This window comes from Providencia sp. PROV201 (assembly GCF_028479545.1).
GTDB lineage: Bacteria > Pseudomonadota > Gammaproteobacteria > Enterobacterales > Enterobacteriaceae > Providencia > Providencia huaxiensis.
Window position 1 is genome coordinate 32,339 of the sequence record NZ_JAMPNW010000002.1, and the last position, 15,546, is coordinate 47,884.

A 15,546-nucleotide genomic window follows, 5' to 3' on the forward strand; every position below is an offset into this window, starting at 1 on the left:
AAATGGAACATAAATATCCAGTGATCGTGGTGGGTGGTGGCATTATTGGTTTGAGTATCGCACTGACAGTGCAAGCGAATGGCTCACAAGTGTTGCTGCTTGATAAACAGGAAATTGGCCAAGGTGCCTCATTTGGCAACGCAGGGCATATTGCGACAGAACAGGTTTTCCCGATTGCTGATCCGAGTGTTTTAACATCAATTCCAAAAATGCTCCTTGACCCATTGGGCCCTCTGCGTCTGGATTGGCGTTACTTATTACCGTTAACACCTTGGTTAATCAAGCTGTTAGGTAACATGCGCCATAAGCCCTTTACCCATATCCATCATACATTGATGACATTAAACAGTGCCGCTTTCGATTCATGGCAAGTATTTATTCAGAAATGGCAATTAAGTGATCTTGTCAAAATGAAGGGTTCACTGTTGGTGGCCGAGAAAAAAGAAACGCTCGATAAGTTAAGCCAGCACAGTGAGTACTTGCAAAGTGTTGGTATAGCTAATCAATTGATTGATCAAGATGCGCTACTAACACGCGAACCCGCTTTATCCGAAAGCCAAATCGGGGGCATTTTTTATCCAGATACCGGCCATGTTGTGGATTTATGTGCATTACACCAAAAGCTGACTGAGGCGTTTTTACACGCGGGTGGACAAGTATTAACCCACTGTGAAGTAACAGAAATTACATCGACGTCGAATCAACAAGCGGTATTGACAACGACCCAAGGCCAGTTCACAGGACAAAAAATTGTTATTGCAGGCGGCGCATTTTCCAAATCACTAGTGAGAATGGTTAGTCGCATCAATGTGCCGTTAGAAACTGAGCGCGGTTATCATTTGATGTTGCCCCATGAATTGGGACGATTATCAATACCCGTATCAAGTATGGATAGACGTTTTATTATGACGCCAATGTCTCAAGGGTTACGCCTCGCGGGAACCGTGGAGTATGCGGGGCTAAAGCGTCCAGCCAATATGCAACGCGCTCAACATTTTCTACCGTTAGCGCAGCCGATGCTGAAAACGCCATTGAACAGCCAACAATCTACACCGTGGATGGGATTTCGCCCATCAACGTCTGACTCTTTACCTGTGATCGACCATAAAGGTCCTTATATTTTTGCTTTTGGTCACCAACACTTAGGGCTAACCCAAGCAGCGATCACCGCAGATATCGTTAATAGTTTTATTCATCAGCAACCGACAAGTATCGATTGCATCCCTTTTTCCATTGAGCGATTTCTTTAATATTGAGGAGAATTCAAATGAATTTCCATGGCATTCTTGTTCCTTTAGTCACGCCATTTCATGATGATTTAACATTAAATATCAGTGCGCTTGCTGAGTTAACTGAAAAACTTATTGAGCGCGGAGTTACCGGTTTAGTGGTCTGCGGGACCACGGGAGAGTATTACGCATTAAATGAAGATGAACGTAAAACCGTGCTGTCTACGGTTTGTAAAATTGCAAAAGGGCGAGTGACACTAATTGCGGGTATTAACGACTTATCAACTGAAGGTGCCATTGCACGAGCGAAACAAGCTCAAGAACTGGGCTATGAAGGATTAATGTTATCGCCACCACCGTATAGTTTACCGGATCAGCAAGGGGTGTACGCCCACTATGAAAAAGTCGCAAAATCAACACCATTACCCATTATTATGTACAACTTCCCAGCTCGGATCGGTATTGAAATTGACATTGAAACGGTTATTAAGCTAGCTGAAATTGACAATATTGTCGCTATCAAAGAAAGCAGTGGAAGCTTTAGCCGAGCACTGCATCTATTACAAACACCATTCAAAAATTTTGAGGTCATTTGTGGTTGTGATGACCAACCAGTGGATTTCTTCTTTTGGGGTTCAAAAAGTTGGATAGCAGGAGCTGGGAATGTATTCCCAGCAGAGCAAGTTGCTATTTTTAATGCGGCGCAAGCGGGTGACTGGCAACTCGCTAAGCAGATTATGAATGAAATTTATCCTGCAATTTACTCAATGGAATCAGGGAACTATAACCAAAAAGCCAAAGCGGGTTGCTTGAATGGCACATTTAATGTAGGCCCGGTCCGTTTGCCTCTGTCAAATATAGCGTCTCAAGAACGCGATGAATTCATTAAATTGATTAAACGCTAGGGGGAAATATGACCATGACCCAACAGCAGGTATTTGAACGAGCAAAACAAGGAAAACTGTGGGCTGGCAATTTAATTGCAGGGCATGCAGAGCAGCAAAATAAATTAGAAAACCGTACCCCAATCGATAATAGCGTTATTGGTTTTATTACTGACGGTGATGCGAACGATATTAATGTCGCTGTACAGGTAGCACGTGACACGTTCAATCAAGGTGAATGGCGAGGGTTATCACCTCAAGAACGTAAAGCTATCATGCTTAAGTGGGCTAGTCTCATTGAACTGCACAGTGAAGAACTAGCGGCACTAGATTGTATAGATGCAGGTAAGCCTATCACTGAATGTTTAAATACTGATTTACCCGCAACCATTGAAACCTTTTATTGGTATGCCGAAGCGATTGACAAGCTGTTTGGCAAAATTGCACCGACAAGTCATCAAGAATTGGGGCTGATAGTGCACGAGCCTATTGGCGTGGTTGGGGCGGTGTTACCGTGGAATTTTCCTGCTCAAATGTTTGCATGGAAAGTGGCTCCCGCGCTTGCTGTAGGAAACTCGGTGATTGTGAAGCCTGCCGAATTAACCTCATTAAGTGCCTATCGTATGGTGGAACTGGCCTATGAGGCAGGTGTCCCTCAAGGTGCATTAAGTTTAGTTTGTGGATTAGGTGAAAAAGTCGGGGAAGCCCTTGGTCGCCATCATGATGTTGATATGGTGTCATTCACCGGCTCAACAGATGTGGGACGCTTATTTTTAAAATATTCCGCCGAAAGTAACTTAAAGGAAATTGTGCTCGAATGTGGCGGTAAAAGTCCTCAAGTAGTGTTTGAAGATGCAAACATTGACGCGGCAATTCCACATATTATGGCGGCTGCCTTTTGGAATATGAGTGAAAATTGCAGCTGCGGTTCTCGTTTAATTGTGCATGAAAGTATCAAAAAAACACTATTAGACAAGCTTGCTGTAGCGGTTAAAGAATGGAAAGTGGGTGACCCAAGGCAAGCGGATGTTTCAATTGGGCCAATGGTCGAACAGGCTCATTTTGAGAAAGTAAAATCCTTTTTAGATACCACGGTAAAAGAGGGAGGAACATTAATTGCGGGTGGGAAAATCCATCATGAATTAGGTGCTGGGTGGTACATCGAGCCGACAATTTTTGATGAGGTCACACCTGACATGTCGCTATTTAAGCATGAAGTTTTTGGCCCTATCTTAGCCGTTACATCCTTTAAAACAGATGATGAAGCGGTCGCTTTGGCCAATGACACTCAATATGGTTTAGCGGCTTCATTTTATAGTCAAAATATTCACCGAGCCATGCAAATTGCACAGCGCATTAACGCAGGCACTGTTTCAGTCAATGGCTTTAGTGAAGGTAATATCACAACACCGTTTGGTGGCTTTCGTCAATCAGGTTTTGGCGGTAAAGATAACGGCTTAGAGGCATTTGAACAATATACTCAAACCAAGGTTATCTGGTTTATCCATCAGTAAAAACGTTGACCTGAGTGCCCAAGTGGACTCAGGTTTTTTTACCCTGCAAATACAAATAAACAATTACAATAACGAAGGAGTACAAAATGGAAGCCATCGTTAATACAATCGTTGGTTACATCTGGGGTAATGCATTAGTGGTATTATCGCTAGGTGTTGGGCTCTATTTTACATTAGCGACTCGCGGTGTACAGTTTCGCTACCTTATTAAAATGGTGTGTTTGTTAAAGGAAAATAAAGCGTCAAAAGAAGGCATTTCCTCCTTCCAAGCATTCTGTTTAGCGTTGTCAGGACGTGTGGGGGTGGGGAATATCGCGGGGGTGGCGACAGCCATTGCCGCAGGTGGCCCCGGTGCGATTTTTTGGATGGTTGTCATGGGGTTATTAGGCGGAGCAAGTGCATTTATCGAATCCACACTCGCTCAAATATACAAACAGCGCTCTGATGACCAATACCGTGGAGGCTCCCCTTACTATATCGAGAAAGGGTTAAAATTGAAGCCATTTGCCATTATGGTGGCTGCCGTTATTTGCCTATCTTATGGTGTACTGGTTCCGGGTATTCAAGCCAATACCATAGCGGATTCCTTCCAATCCTCATTCAACTTACCCCCAATTGCGACAGGCGGCATTGTGACAGTGCTGATGGCATGGCTAATTTTTGGTGGTATAAAACGTATTGCGAGTGCAGCAGATAAGATTGTACCAATTATGGCTTTGGCTTATATCGTCATGATGGTGATCATCTTGGGTAGCCATTACGAACAAGTGCCGGCTATGTTCAGTTTAATTTTCCGCAGTGCGATGGGAATGGACGCTGTATTCGGTGGTATTATTGGTACGGCTGTTTCATGGGGTGTGCGTCGTGCTGTTTTTTCCAATGTGGCCGGTGCGGGTGAAGCCACATTTAGCTCTGCAGCCGCTGAGGTAAGCCATCCTGTAAAACAAGGGCTGATCCAAGCATTTTCGATTTATATTGATACTGTCGTTGTATGTACAGCATCGGGTCTGATGATCCTTGTCACGAATATGTATAACGTTTTTCCCGATGGTTCGGCAACGGCCTTAGTTGAATATGTCCCCGGGGTTGCAGCAGGAACCGCATGGACTCAGATGGCGGTATCAACCGTCTTTACTTCCGCAGGGTCAGGATTCGTCTCAATCGCTGTATTTTTATTCGCATTCACAACATTGATGGCTTATTACTATATCGCAGAAACCACAATTGTTTATCTTGATAGAAAATTGCGTTACCCCATTCTCAAATTGATACTGAAATTTGTATTTTTGATTATTGTTTTTATAGGAAGCGTGCAATCAGTCAGTTTAATGTGGAGTCTTGGTGATATCGGGTTCGGTAGCATGAGCTACCTCAATCTTATCGCCATTGTCTTCCTATCAAAACCTGCATTACGGGCACTGCGTGACTTTGAGCGGCAGGAAAAACTCGGTGTTGACCCAGTGTTTGACCCAAAAGTAGCAGGAGTAGAAAATGCAGAACTCTGGGAAGATATTAGCCGTGAATACCATGCACAAGGAGTAGGTATAGAACCGAAAGAGAAACAAAACAAAGGGATGGAATATCAAGAAAGAGAGGGTAAGAACTAGAAGAAAAATGGCGGTGAGGGAGGGATTCGAACCCTCGATACGTTGCCGTATACACACTTTCCAGGCGTGCTCCTTCAGCCTCTCGGACACCTCACCGTTTTTCTAAATCTGTTGTGGAGTAGGGAATAAAAACCTGCTCTGCAACGGGGCGCTACTATAGGGAAAATAGCGTCTTACGTCAACTCCCTATTTCTCCTTTTTCCGACTTTTGTTGCTGTTTAGCTAAATAAAAAACAATTTGATTATTATCTAATCTTAAATGTGACCGACTAAGGTAAATAATACTTTTGATGTTAATTTAAAACGGCAAGTCGTGGAGGTAAAAACCGTTAGCTAGTTAACAAAATTCTGATTGAGTAGCGTGTATAGGCTTGATTAACTTGAAAAGAAATGCCATTCGGCACACTCTGTTAGAAACCAAAGAGGAGTTGCCATGAATATTTTATTTTACCATCCATTTTTTGATTCAAAACAGTGGATTGACGGTATGAAAGCGCGATTACCACAGGTGAATATTCGCCAATGGGAAAAAGGGGATAACCAAAGTGCGGATTATGCCATGGTTTGGTTACCGCCTTATGAATGCCTTGCTGGCCGAAGTGATTTAAAAGGTATTTTCGCGTTAGGTGCAGGTGTGGATGCTATTTTAAAGCAAGAACAAGACAAACCTGGCACCTTACCAGCAGGCGTTCCTGTCATGCGTTTGGAAGACACGGGTATGGCGATCCAAATGGAAGAGTACGCTTGCGCGAAAGTGTTAAGCTATTTTCGTCGCATGGATGAATACCGGCAGTTGCAATCACAGCGCCAATGGAAGCAGTTACCAGCTTATCAACACGAAGATTTTGTTATCGGCGTGATGGGGGCTGGTGCATTAGGGCAAGCCGTTGCAAAGCGCTTAGTTAGCTTTGGTTTTCATGTAAGAACATGGAGCCGCTCTGAAAAGCAACTAGATAACGTGAAAAGTTATTTTGGTAATGACCAATTAGCCAGTTTTCTTTCTGGTACCCGTGTGGTTATTAACCTTCTGCCAAGTACACCAGAAACGGTGGGAATTTTAAACCAGCAGCTGTTTAGCCAGCTACAGCAAGGGGCATATGTCATTAACCTTGCACGTGGAGCCCATTTGGTTGAACAAGATTTGCTTGTAGCGCTTGAATCAGGGCAAGTTGCAGGTGCTGCACTGGATGTTTTTGCGAGTGAGCCGTTATCGCAAATGCACCCGTTCTGGACACATCCACGTATCGCTATCACTCCCCATGTTGCGGCCTTTACAAAACCGAAAGAAGCCATGGATATGATTGTCAGTAATATTGAACGCATTGAAGCAGGCCAAGCCCCTGTTGGTGTGGTTGATATGCAACGCGGTTATTAGCCACTTCTTTGTTGCGAGTGGTCTTTGTGATCACTCGCAATCATCACCCCTAATATCTTTCCTATTTTTTCGATATACTGAAAGTAACTGCTTCGGTCACGAGGTGTGACTACTGAATCTGTAAAATAGGATAATATATGAACGAATTTTCAATCGTCTGCCGTATTTTGGGGACACTATTTCAACGTAGTCCCTCTGATAGCCTCGTAAAGCCGCTTATTGATATGATTGCTCAAGATAAATTAAAAGCATCATGGCCATTGGAACAAGATGAGTTGTGGTCACGCATGGCGAAAGATCTCGATATCAATGCGGTTAATGCGGATTACCAAGCTCTGTTTGCAGGTGGATCCCCAGCAGTTTCAATGTTAGCGAATGATTACGATTCTGAAATTACAGAAGCAGAGGTTCGCGAATTTTTAACTGTGAGAGGAATGTCTTTGACGAATGCGCCAGCCGATGCCTTTGGTGCTTTACTACTCGCAGCTTCTTGGTTGGAAGACCAAGCGGCGGAAGATGAAACTGCAGCTCAAGAAGAACTATTTGATAGCTATATTCTTAGCTGGTATGGCAGCTTTTTAGGGAAGGTTGAGGCCCATGCCACAACCCCATTTTACCGTACTTTAGCCCAAATTACCCGTGATGCAGTTATCGCACTGCGTGATGAACTTGACTCAGATACGGAATAATTGTGACGCTGTCACTTTTGATTCTGGGTATTACTCTACTTTAGTGTCAGTGTTGATTAATAATTTTGATTGAGTTTGAATGAATAAGAAAGGCAACAGATTTTCCTGTTGCCTTTAATGCTTTTATCAATCGAAATTATTTATGGTTAAAATCAATCGACTAATGGAATGACCAGTTTGCCCGGTTTGATTTCCAGCCCTTTAGCGAGTTTCTTCGCGGTTGCTTCGGCAGCACCATTATCTGGATTCAACACATAAACAGGCTGAGTTTCAAAGAAAGTTTCAAGTGAACTGTTTAAGTAAGGAATAACAGCTGACATAGCGGTATCCATATTTTCTGGAGTCACTTTGTAATTGCTAATATTCAATTCTTTTAAGTAAATTGAACCTGTTTTGGCGTCAAAGTAAGGACGCGCAGTGAGTGTCAGGTTAATTTGTGCTTCCGCTTTACCAATCAGCGAGTCTAATTTAACGGTTGCATCCCCCGTTAACGCGACTTTTCCTGGTTCACTACGGCCGATTTCTGATTTTAAATTCGCGAGCTGAATATCTGCATCAGCAAAACCCGTAATGCCGACTTTATGGTCATATTTTACTTTATTAGCAAGGTAATTATTAATTTGTGACTCACTAATACTAAACTCAGATAATTGGCTACAGCCCGATAACAGAGTGAGAAAGCCCACCATAGCAGCGATTAAAAACTTCTTCATAAAGACTCCTTTTACAGTAACACCGCTAGTTTAGCGCATTACTGCCCACTCAACATGACTGTTTCAATTTTTTTACGGTTAAATTGCTTATGAAGAGCCCATAAAGTGATAAAACCGATGATCCCTAATAAGAACCAAGGTAATTGTGGCATATTCCATTGGTGGCCAATATCGTACATCCAGCCGCCACCGGTATAACCGACAGCTCCGCCTAAAGCAAGGCCTAAGCGGCTAAAACCCATATAGCTGCCTCGGACTCTAGGGTCAGCAAGTGACGCGCTTAATGTTTCTCTAGCAGGGTCAGCGGTTATTGTGCCGAGATAAAAGAGGCAAATAAGAGCAAATAACGTATTGAGAGAGGTTGTCATGCCAATTGGAAACATGCTGAGACTCATTAAAAATAGCCCGGCCATGAGTCGGTGTTCAAGGCGAAAATGTTTTTCGCTCCAACGAGCAATAGGGTAAAGCAATGTTAATGATATCGCGGCTTCAATCGCATACATCCATTTGACGGCAGTTGGTGTCCCCGCTAACTCGTTGACAACAATCGGAAACATAAGCATCACTTGAACTGACAACATAAAATAGCCCGCTAAAGTGACAACGTAAGTTACAAAACGTTTGTCTTTTAGTACGCGCCCCATACCTTCTTTGATAGGGGTTCTGACGGTTGAGATCCGATAAGCGGGTAATAACCAAGCATTGCAGATGGCCGCAATGATAAAAACCGCAGCGCCAACCCAGCAGACATAATGAAAGTCATATTGCAATAACCAACTACCAATCAACGCGCCAATAACGGCTCCAGCACTGTCTTGCATTAAGAGTAAAGAATAAAAACGGCCGCGTTCATACGGGCGGGTCAATTTAATCACTAATGCGGTTCGTGGAGGGTCAAATAAGGTGCCACCCAGTGCTGAGAGGACGCAAGATAACCATAATATCCAAGGGTCATGGGCCACGGCCATCACCGCAAAACCACTGGCGCGTAATAACATCCCAATGACAATCATGGGTTTTGCGCCAAATCGGTCAGCAATAGCACCGCCAAAAATCCCCAAGCCCTGTTGAACAAACTGACGAATTCCTAAGGCAAAACCCACCACCACGGCAGCCCAACCCAGCTGATCAACAAACCGAATAGAAATAAGTGGAAAAACGACAAAAAAGCCGAGGACAACCAACATGTTGTCAAATAGGAGAAAATACTTACCAAGGCTTCTTGCCCGTGACACCTGCGCCATGAGACACCATTAGAAAAATAGCAAAGAGGGAATGTTTTTAAAATTACGTATCAATAATATCAGTATATTGCGGGGTAATAGATGATATATTTTTATCGATAAATATTCGTCATACTTCACTCTGTGACGGTGTTGACTGCGTTCGGCTACTTGGGTCACATACTCGTGCATGCTCCCCAATCTATCCTCTCTAGTCGCCTAGTCACAGAGCGAATTATTTAGAATATTATTAATTATCAAAGCATAGACTGTTGGTGGCTTTAGTGATGTATTGGTATTTTAATTTACATAATATGTTTTTCGTCAACGCATTGTAAGCTACACTTTAGCGTTCTAAGTTATTGGCTTGGAAAGAGAGAAAATATCTGGCTTTTTATTAATTAAGGGTTAACGATGTTTGGTTATCGTTCAAATGTACCGAAAGTGCGCCTTGTCACTGATAGAATGGTTATTCGTTTGACTTATGAACGTGATAACTATCGACTAGCTGATTATTACAGCCTGAACAAAGACTTTTTAATTCCATGGGAACCCATCAGGGACAAATCTCATTATCAGCCAGCAGGTTGGCAGAATCGGTTACAAGTCATGAATGAAATGCATCGAGAAGGGAGCGCTTTCCATTTCGTACTATTAGATAAAGAAGAAAACGAAGTGATGGGAGTAGCGAATTTTAGTAATGTATTGCGCGGCTCATTTTATGCATGTTATCTAGGTTATTCACTAGGTGAAAAATGGCAAGGTCAAGGCCTAATGTATGAGGCACTAACCCAAACTATCCGTTACATGCAGCAACACCAAAAAATACATCGAATTATGGCAAATTATATGCCTCATAATATGCGTAGTGGTAATTTATTGACCAAGCTTGGCTTTGAGCGGGAAGGCTATGCAAAGCAATACTTACAAATCAACGGTGAGTGGCGTGATCATGTATTGACGGCGCTGACAGATAACACTTGGGCACTGAATAAAGCCTAAATTCCTAATTTACTTTTCAATCGTAGTCAGTTGCAGTGCACACTGTTAAACTGATGCGATTGTATTCTTTTAGTCTATCAATCATGAATTTATTAAAATCATTGGCGGCAGTAAGCTCCATGACCATGATGTCTCGTGTGCTTGGGTTTATTCGTGACGCTATTATCGCCCGAGTGTTCGGTGCAGGAGCCGCGGCTGACGCCTTTTTTGTCGCCTTTAAATTACCGAATCTTTTACGTCGAATTTTTGCTGAAGGTGCCTTTTCACAAGCCTTTGTCCCGATATTAGCGGAATATAAAAACCAGCAGGGAGAGGAAGCCACCCGTACATTTGTCGCTTATATTGCAGGGATGCTAACCCTCGCTTTAGCGATTGTGACCATCCTTGGTATGATTGCAGCCCCTTGGATCATTTATGTCACCGCACCTGGCTTTACCGATGACGCTGATAAGTTTGCGCTGACGACGGATCTTCTACGGGTTACATTTCCTTATATTTTTCTGATTTCACTGGCCTCTCTCGCAGGCGCAATCCTGAATACTTGGAACCGTTTTTCGGTCCCTGCATTTGCGCCAACGTTACTCAATGTCAGCATGATCATTTTTGCTGCTTTCGCCGCGCCTTACTTTAACCCACCCATTATGTCATTGGCGTGGGCTGTGTTGGTTGGCGGTGTTTTGCAACTTGTCTACCAGCTACCCCATCTTAAAAAAGTGGGCATGTTAGTGTTACCACGCCTGTCATTTCGTGATAGCGGGGTTTGGCGTGTAATGAAAATGATGGGGCCGGCAATTATCGGGGTTTCAGTTGCGCAAATTTCTTTAATTATCAACACAATATTTGCTTCTTTTTTACAATCTGGTTCAGTGTCATGGATGTATTACGCTGATAGGCTAATGGAATTGCCATCAGGGGTGCTTGGTGTGGCTCTTGGCACTATTTTATTACCATCATTAGCGAAAAGTTTCACGAGCGGCAATCAAAATGAATATCGCCAATTAATGGACTGGGGATTGCGTCTTTGTTTATTACTTGCTCTACCCTGTGCGTTAGGGTTGGCAATACTCGCAGAAGCATTAACGGTATCGCTATTCCAATACGGTAATTTTACAGCGCATGACTCATTAATGACTCAATATGCCTTAATTGCCTACTGTGTAGGGTTAACAGGCATGATTTTGGTGAAAATTTTGGCACCAGGCTTTTACTCGCGCCAAAATATTCGCACGCCAGTGAAGATTGCGATTGTCACTTTAATTTTAACCCAATTGATGAACTTAGCCTTTATTGGTCCTTTACAACATGCAGGTTTAGCCTTATCTATTGGGTTAGCGGCGTGTTTTAATGCGGGAGTTCTCTATTGGCAACTGCGCAAGCAAGATATTTTTCAGCCTTTAGCTGGCTGGAAAGGGTTTATATTTAAATTATTGATAGCGTTAATTGTAATGGGCGCTGTGCTGTTTGGTGTTTTACACTTTATGCCTTCTTGGCAAGACGGTAATATGCTGATGCGTATGCTACGTTTAATAGGCGTCGTGATTATTGGTGCAGGAAGTTATTTCGTAGCTTTATATGTACTCGGGTTCCGCCCTCGTGATTTTATGAAACGTAGTGTTGCCTAATTAATAAGCCGTCAATAACCTTTAAAGCCCAATTTTAATGAGAAGAGCTCATAAAATTGGGCTTTTTTTATCTCTGTAATCTGCGTCGTTAAGGAAAAAATAACCATAGATCTGTTCCCTTCAATTTCTAGTGAGTTCTTAAATTAATTCCAATAGTAACTGAATTATTAATTTCAAAATTATTTTATGAAATTTCAATTAATTGTTTTCATTGATAAAAATAATAGCCCACTCTATTTATGGGGTACATTGACTGGGTTGTTGTTACAACAATCAAGTGATAGGGAGATATTCAATTCATTGAATATTATTTGTTGACCGATGTCAACGGAATGATTATGTTATGTATCTCGGGGGTCAATGAAAAAACATCCGAACAAGCATATTCAGGCTGCTATTGAATATGCGATAGAAAATGGCTGGCTCTGGGTTAGTGCAGGGAACTCATCACATACTTTTTGTAAGTTACGCTGTGGTAACGCAGTAGATGAACACAAAACACATATGATGAGTGTCTGGTCAACGCCGAAAGTCATGGAAGTGCATGCTAAACAGATTATACGTAAAGTTAATCACTGCATTGCTCTTTTCAGGTAATCAAAGCGGCTTAGGCCGCTTATTCATACTATATGGGATAATTATGGCACTATTTACTTTCACATTAACACTATCTGGTGTGACTGCAGATACTGAAGGTTTAGTTGATACCTTATTTGCTGCAGGCTGTGACGATGCATTGGTGTGTTTCTATGGTAAATCGGTTTATTTAGAATTTGATAGGGAAGCGGAGTCTTTAGATCTTGCCATTGAAACAGCGATCACAGACATCGAAAGTACATCGATGAATATAAAAGTGGAATCTATTGATTCAACTTTAGTTGGGTTAAGTGATATTGCCGAATTGACAGGACTAACTCGTCAGGCAGTGGCTTTATTGAAAGATGGGGCTCGAGGTAAAGGCCATTTTCCAGCACCCGTACAACGCTTGAATGGCGCATCCCCGTTATGGGACTGGGCGAGCGTTGCTCATTGGTTACAACAGAATAACAGGTTGGTGCATAGCCCTGAACTTTATGAACAAGCAAAAACACTTTGCAAATGGAACTTAGTGCTTCGCAATTGTGCAAATGAACATGTTGAGGAATTGCAAAAATTAACATCAAAGTTAGTAAAGCAACGCAAACAAAAACGGCTCACCGAAGTGAACCGCTAATAGGCTATTTATTGATTTGAATTACATTCTTTCAACGGTTTCAATGCCCAGTGTATCTAGGCCCGTTTTTAATGTTTTTTGAGTTAATGCCGCTAATTTCAAGCGGCTTTGGCGCTGGGCTTCGTCATCAGCTGACAAGATAGGGCAGTGCTCATAGAAACCAGAGAATAAACCGGCTAACTCATACAAATAAGCACACATCACATGAGGTGTACCATCACGTGCAACAGTGAGAATGGTTTCTTCAAACTGTAATAAACGTGTTGCAAGCGCAATTTCACGCGGGTCTTGTAATGAAATAGGCAGAGTTAGGTCTGTGTGGGTTAAATTAGCTTTCTTGAAAATAGAGGCCACACGGGTATACGCATATTGCATATACGGTGCGGTATTTCCTTCGAAAGCTAACATGTTGTCCCAATCGAAAATATAATCAGTCGTTCTATTTTTGGATAAGTCAGCGTACTTAACTGCCCCAATACCAACCACATTCGCAACGTTAAGCAATTCATCTTCAGACATATCCGGGTTTTTCTCACGGATTAATGTTTGAGCGCGTTCAACCGCTTCATCAAGCAAGTCTGATAAACGGACGGTACCACCTGTACGAGTCTTAAACGGTTTGCCATCTTTCCCTAACATCATCCCGAACATATGGTGCTCAAGCGCCATCGATTCAGGGATGTAACCTGCTTTACGGACGATGGTCCATGCTTGCATCAAATGTTGATGTTGGCGTGAGTCAATATAGTAAAGAGAACGGTCAGCGTGCAGGGTTTCGTAACGGTATTTAGCACAGGCGATATCGGTTGTTGTATATAAGAAGCCACCATCTTTTTTCTGGACGATCACGCCCATTGGTTCGCCTTCTTTATTTTTGAATTCATCAAGGAAAACAACCGTTGCGCCTTCACTCTCAACGGCTAAACCTTTGGCTTTTAAGTCAGCAACAATGCCTGGAAGCATGCTGTTATATAAGCTTTCACCCATCACGTCATCTTCGGTCAATGTGACATTTAAGCGGCGATAGGTTTCTTGGTTCTGCTGCATAGTGATATCGACTAATTTGCGCCACATTTGGCGGCAATATTCATCACCGGATTGCAATTTTACAACGTAGCCACGAGCACGTACTGCGAACTCTTCATCTTCGTCGTAGTGTTTTTTAGCTTCGCGATAAAACTCTTCGAGGTCAGCAAGCGCCATATCGGTGGCATCTTCATTTTGCACTTTTTCAAGATAAGCAATTAACATACCAAATTGCGTACCCCAATCACCGACGTGGTTGGCACGAATGACTTTATGACCAATAAATTCTTGGGTACGTGCAGCTGCATCACCAATGATGGTTGAACGCAAGTGACCCACGTGCATTTGTTTTGCGACATTAGGCGCTGAATAGTCAATGACAATCGTTTCAGGCTTGACTGGTGCGACGCCTAGGCGTTGTGATGCTAATGCCTCTTCAACGTGTTTTTCAACCCACGTTGGTTCAAGGAAAATATTAATAAAGCCAGGGCCGGCAATTTCAACTTTGCTGGCAATCCCTTCCAAATCTAAGTGATTAACAAGCTGTTCAGCCAGTTGTCGCGGAGCTATCCCCATCTTTTTAGCCGCGCCCATCACTCCATTCGCTTGATAATCACCAAACTGAGCTTTAGCGGACTGACGCACAAGTGCATCACTGCCTTCTGGAGCACCCGCTGCTAACATCGCAGCACTAATTTTATCTGAAAGAATCGCCTGAATATTCACCGAATTACCTTAAATTACGAACCATAGTTACCGCATTGTGCCATCACATGCGTATAACTAAAAGGTTGAAGAGAAAAATCGGCAGGTTTTATACCACATTTTGGGGCTCTCATGCTACAGTCTGCGCCATTGTTTAGCAGATAAGTTTTTGTAAAGAGAGGGCTTTAGATGCCACAATTTAGCAAAATTTCGCAATTACAAGATTTATGGGATGACCTACCTGTGTTTATGGGTAAATTACAACAGTTGGCGCAGGAATTGAACTTATCATTGTCATCTTTTCCGATAGATCATATTTCGGTGCGTTGCCATCATATGGCAACTGCAGAACGTTGGCATCAAGGGTTAATGGGATGCGCTGAGCTTTTATCTGACAATGTTATCAATGGCAGGCCAATTCGTTTATATGAGTTAAAAGAGCCATTAAACGTCGCGGGTCAAGATGTATTTATTATTGAATTGCCTTTCCCAAAAGACAAAATTTACCCGAAAGAAAGTTGGGAACATATCGAAATGGTGATTGATGTTGAGCCGAGTCAGCTAGAAACCGCAGCATTCCAGTTATTACCTGATCCTTTACCCCAAGGGTATCGTATTAAAGTAAGCCAACCCAAAGGGCAGCAAGAAAGGTTGCCAAATCCAACATTAGCAGTGTCAAATGGTGAAATAACGGTTAAATACCATCCTTTCACACTAAAAAAGATAATTGAAAGTGAAAAATAA

14 protein-coding genes and 1 tRNA gene are annotated in these 15,546 nt (G+C 42.6%); 11 read left to right on the plus strand and 4 right to left on the minus strand.

Annotated features, from left to right (window positions below):
* Positions 1 to 2: 2 nt before the first annotated feature.
* The 4 genes from PR809_RS02110 to PR809_RS02125 all read left to right on the plus strand — a co-directional run bounded on the left by PR809_RS02110 (position 3) and on the right by PR809_RS02125 (position 5,234).
* Positions 3 to 1,250, plus strand: a complete 1,248-nt coding sequence (locus PR809_RS02110) for an NAD(P)/FAD-dependent oxidoreductase (protein ID WP_206276482.1) — start codon at positions 3 to 5, stop codon at positions 1,248 to 1,250.
* A 17-nt stretch (positions 1,251 to 1,267) separates the two neighbouring features.
* Entirely contained in the window at positions 1,268 to 2,134 is an 867-nt protein-coding gene (dapA, locus tag PR809_RS02115; protein ID WP_102140463.1) for a 4-hydroxy-tetrahydrodipicolinate synthase, read from the plus strand.
* Positions 2,135 to 2,142: 8 nt separating this feature from the next.
* On the plus strand, positions 2,143 to 3,627 hold the full coding sequence (locus PR809_RS02120; protein ID WP_206276481.1) for an aldehyde dehydrogenase: 1,485 nt from the start codon (positions 2,143 to 2,145) through the stop codon (positions 3,625 to 3,627).
* Positions 3,628 to 3,713: 86 nt separating this feature from the next.
* Positions 3,714 to 5,234, plus strand: coding sequence for an alanine/glycine:cation symporter family protein (locus PR809_RS02125; RefSeq protein ID WP_166265107.1), 1,521 nt, complete (start codon positions 3,714 to 3,716; stop codon positions 5,232 to 5,234).
* An 8-nt stretch (positions 5,235 to 5,242) separates the two neighbouring features.
* Here PR809_RS02125 and PR809_RS02130 read toward each other — a convergent pair.
* Positions 5,243 to 5,330: transfer RNA gene (locus PR809_RS02130), tRNA-Ser, on the minus strand.
* A 337-nt stretch (positions 5,331 to 5,667) separates the two neighbouring features.
* Here PR809_RS02130 and ghrA point away from each other — a divergent pair.
* Together ghrA and PR809_RS02140 are read left to right on the plus strand one after the other, a co-directional pair.
* Positions 5,668 to 6,609 carry a glyoxylate/hydroxypyruvate reductase GhrA gene (ghrA, locus tag PR809_RS02135; protein WP_102140466.1) on the plus strand — a complete coding sequence of 314 codons (942 nt, stop codon included), beginning with the start codon at positions 5,668 to 5,670 and terminating at the stop codon, positions 6,607 to 6,609.
* A 137-nt stretch (positions 6,610 to 6,746) separates the two neighbouring features.
* The gene (locus PR809_RS02140; RefSeq protein ID WP_166265104.1) at positions 6,747 to 7,298 is read left to right on the plus strand and encodes a TorD/DmsD family molecular chaperone; all 552 of its coding nucleotides are present in this window, start codon (positions 6,747 to 6,749) and stop codon (positions 7,296 to 7,298) included.
* Between the two features lie 152 nt (positions 7,299 to 7,450).
* Here the strand turns inward: PR809_RS02140 and PR809_RS02145 are convergent, their stop codons facing one another.
* Both PR809_RS02145 and mdtH read right to left on the minus strand, forming a co-directional pair.
* Complete coding sequence (locus tag PR809_RS02145; protein ID WP_102140249.1) at positions 7,451 to 8,011, minus strand: lipoprotein; 561 nt, start codon at positions 8,009 to 8,011, stop codon at positions 7,451 to 7,453.
* Positions 8,012 to 8,049: 38 nt separating this feature from the next.
* A complete protein-coding gene (gene mdtH / locus PR809_RS02150; RefSeq protein ID WP_272524435.1) occupies positions 8,050 to 9,255 on the minus strand; it encodes a multidrug efflux MFS transporter MdtH in 1,206 nt (401 codons plus the stop codon).
* Between the two features lie 393 nt (positions 9,256 to 9,648).
* Between mdtH and rimJ the strand changes: the two genes are divergently transcribed.
* The 4 genes from rimJ (at position 9,649) to PR809_RS02170 (ending at position 13,071) form a co-directional block, all read left to right on the plus strand.
* On the plus strand, positions 9,649 to 10,236 hold the full coding sequence (gene rimJ / locus PR809_RS02155) for a ribosomal protein S5-alanine N-acetyltransferase (protein WP_102140251.1): 588 nt from the start codon (positions 9,649 to 9,651) through the stop codon (positions 10,234 to 10,236).
* 83 nt (positions 10,237 to 10,319) lie between these two features.
* Positions 10,320 to 11,858 (plus strand): murein biosynthesis integral membrane protein MurJ, encoded by a 1,539-nt coding sequence (murJ, locus tag PR809_RS02160; protein ID WP_195698639.1) that lies wholly within the window; start codon positions 10,320 to 10,322, stop codon positions 11,856 to 11,858.
* A 360-nt stretch (positions 11,859 to 12,218) separates the two neighbouring features.
* Complete coding sequence (locus tag PR809_RS02165; protein WP_195698640.1) at positions 12,219 to 12,455, plus strand: hypothetical protein; 237 nt, start codon at positions 12,219 to 12,221, stop codon at positions 12,453 to 12,455.
* A gap of 43 nt (positions 12,456 to 12,498) precedes the next feature.
* The gene (locus PR809_RS02170; protein ID WP_102140253.1) at positions 12,499 to 13,071 is read left to right on the plus strand and encodes a helix-turn-helix transcriptional regulator; all 573 of its coding nucleotides are present in this window, start codon (positions 12,499 to 12,501) and stop codon (positions 13,069 to 13,071) included.
* Positions 13,072 to 13,092: 21 nt separating this feature from the next.
* Here PR809_RS02170 and argS read toward each other — a convergent pair whose 3' ends face one another.
* Complete coding sequence (gene argS, locus PR809_RS02175; RefSeq protein WP_102140254.1) at positions 13,093 to 14,823, minus strand: arginine--tRNA ligase; 1,731 nt, start codon at positions 14,821 to 14,823, stop codon at positions 13,093 to 13,095.
* A gap of 168 nt (positions 14,824 to 14,991) precedes the next feature.
* On the opposite strand from argS, the gene PR809_RS02180 reads away from it, so the two are divergent.
* Complete coding sequence (locus PR809_RS02180; protein ID WP_102140255.1) at positions 14,992 to 15,546, plus strand: VOC family protein; 555 nt, start codon at positions 14,992 to 14,994, stop codon at positions 15,544 to 15,546.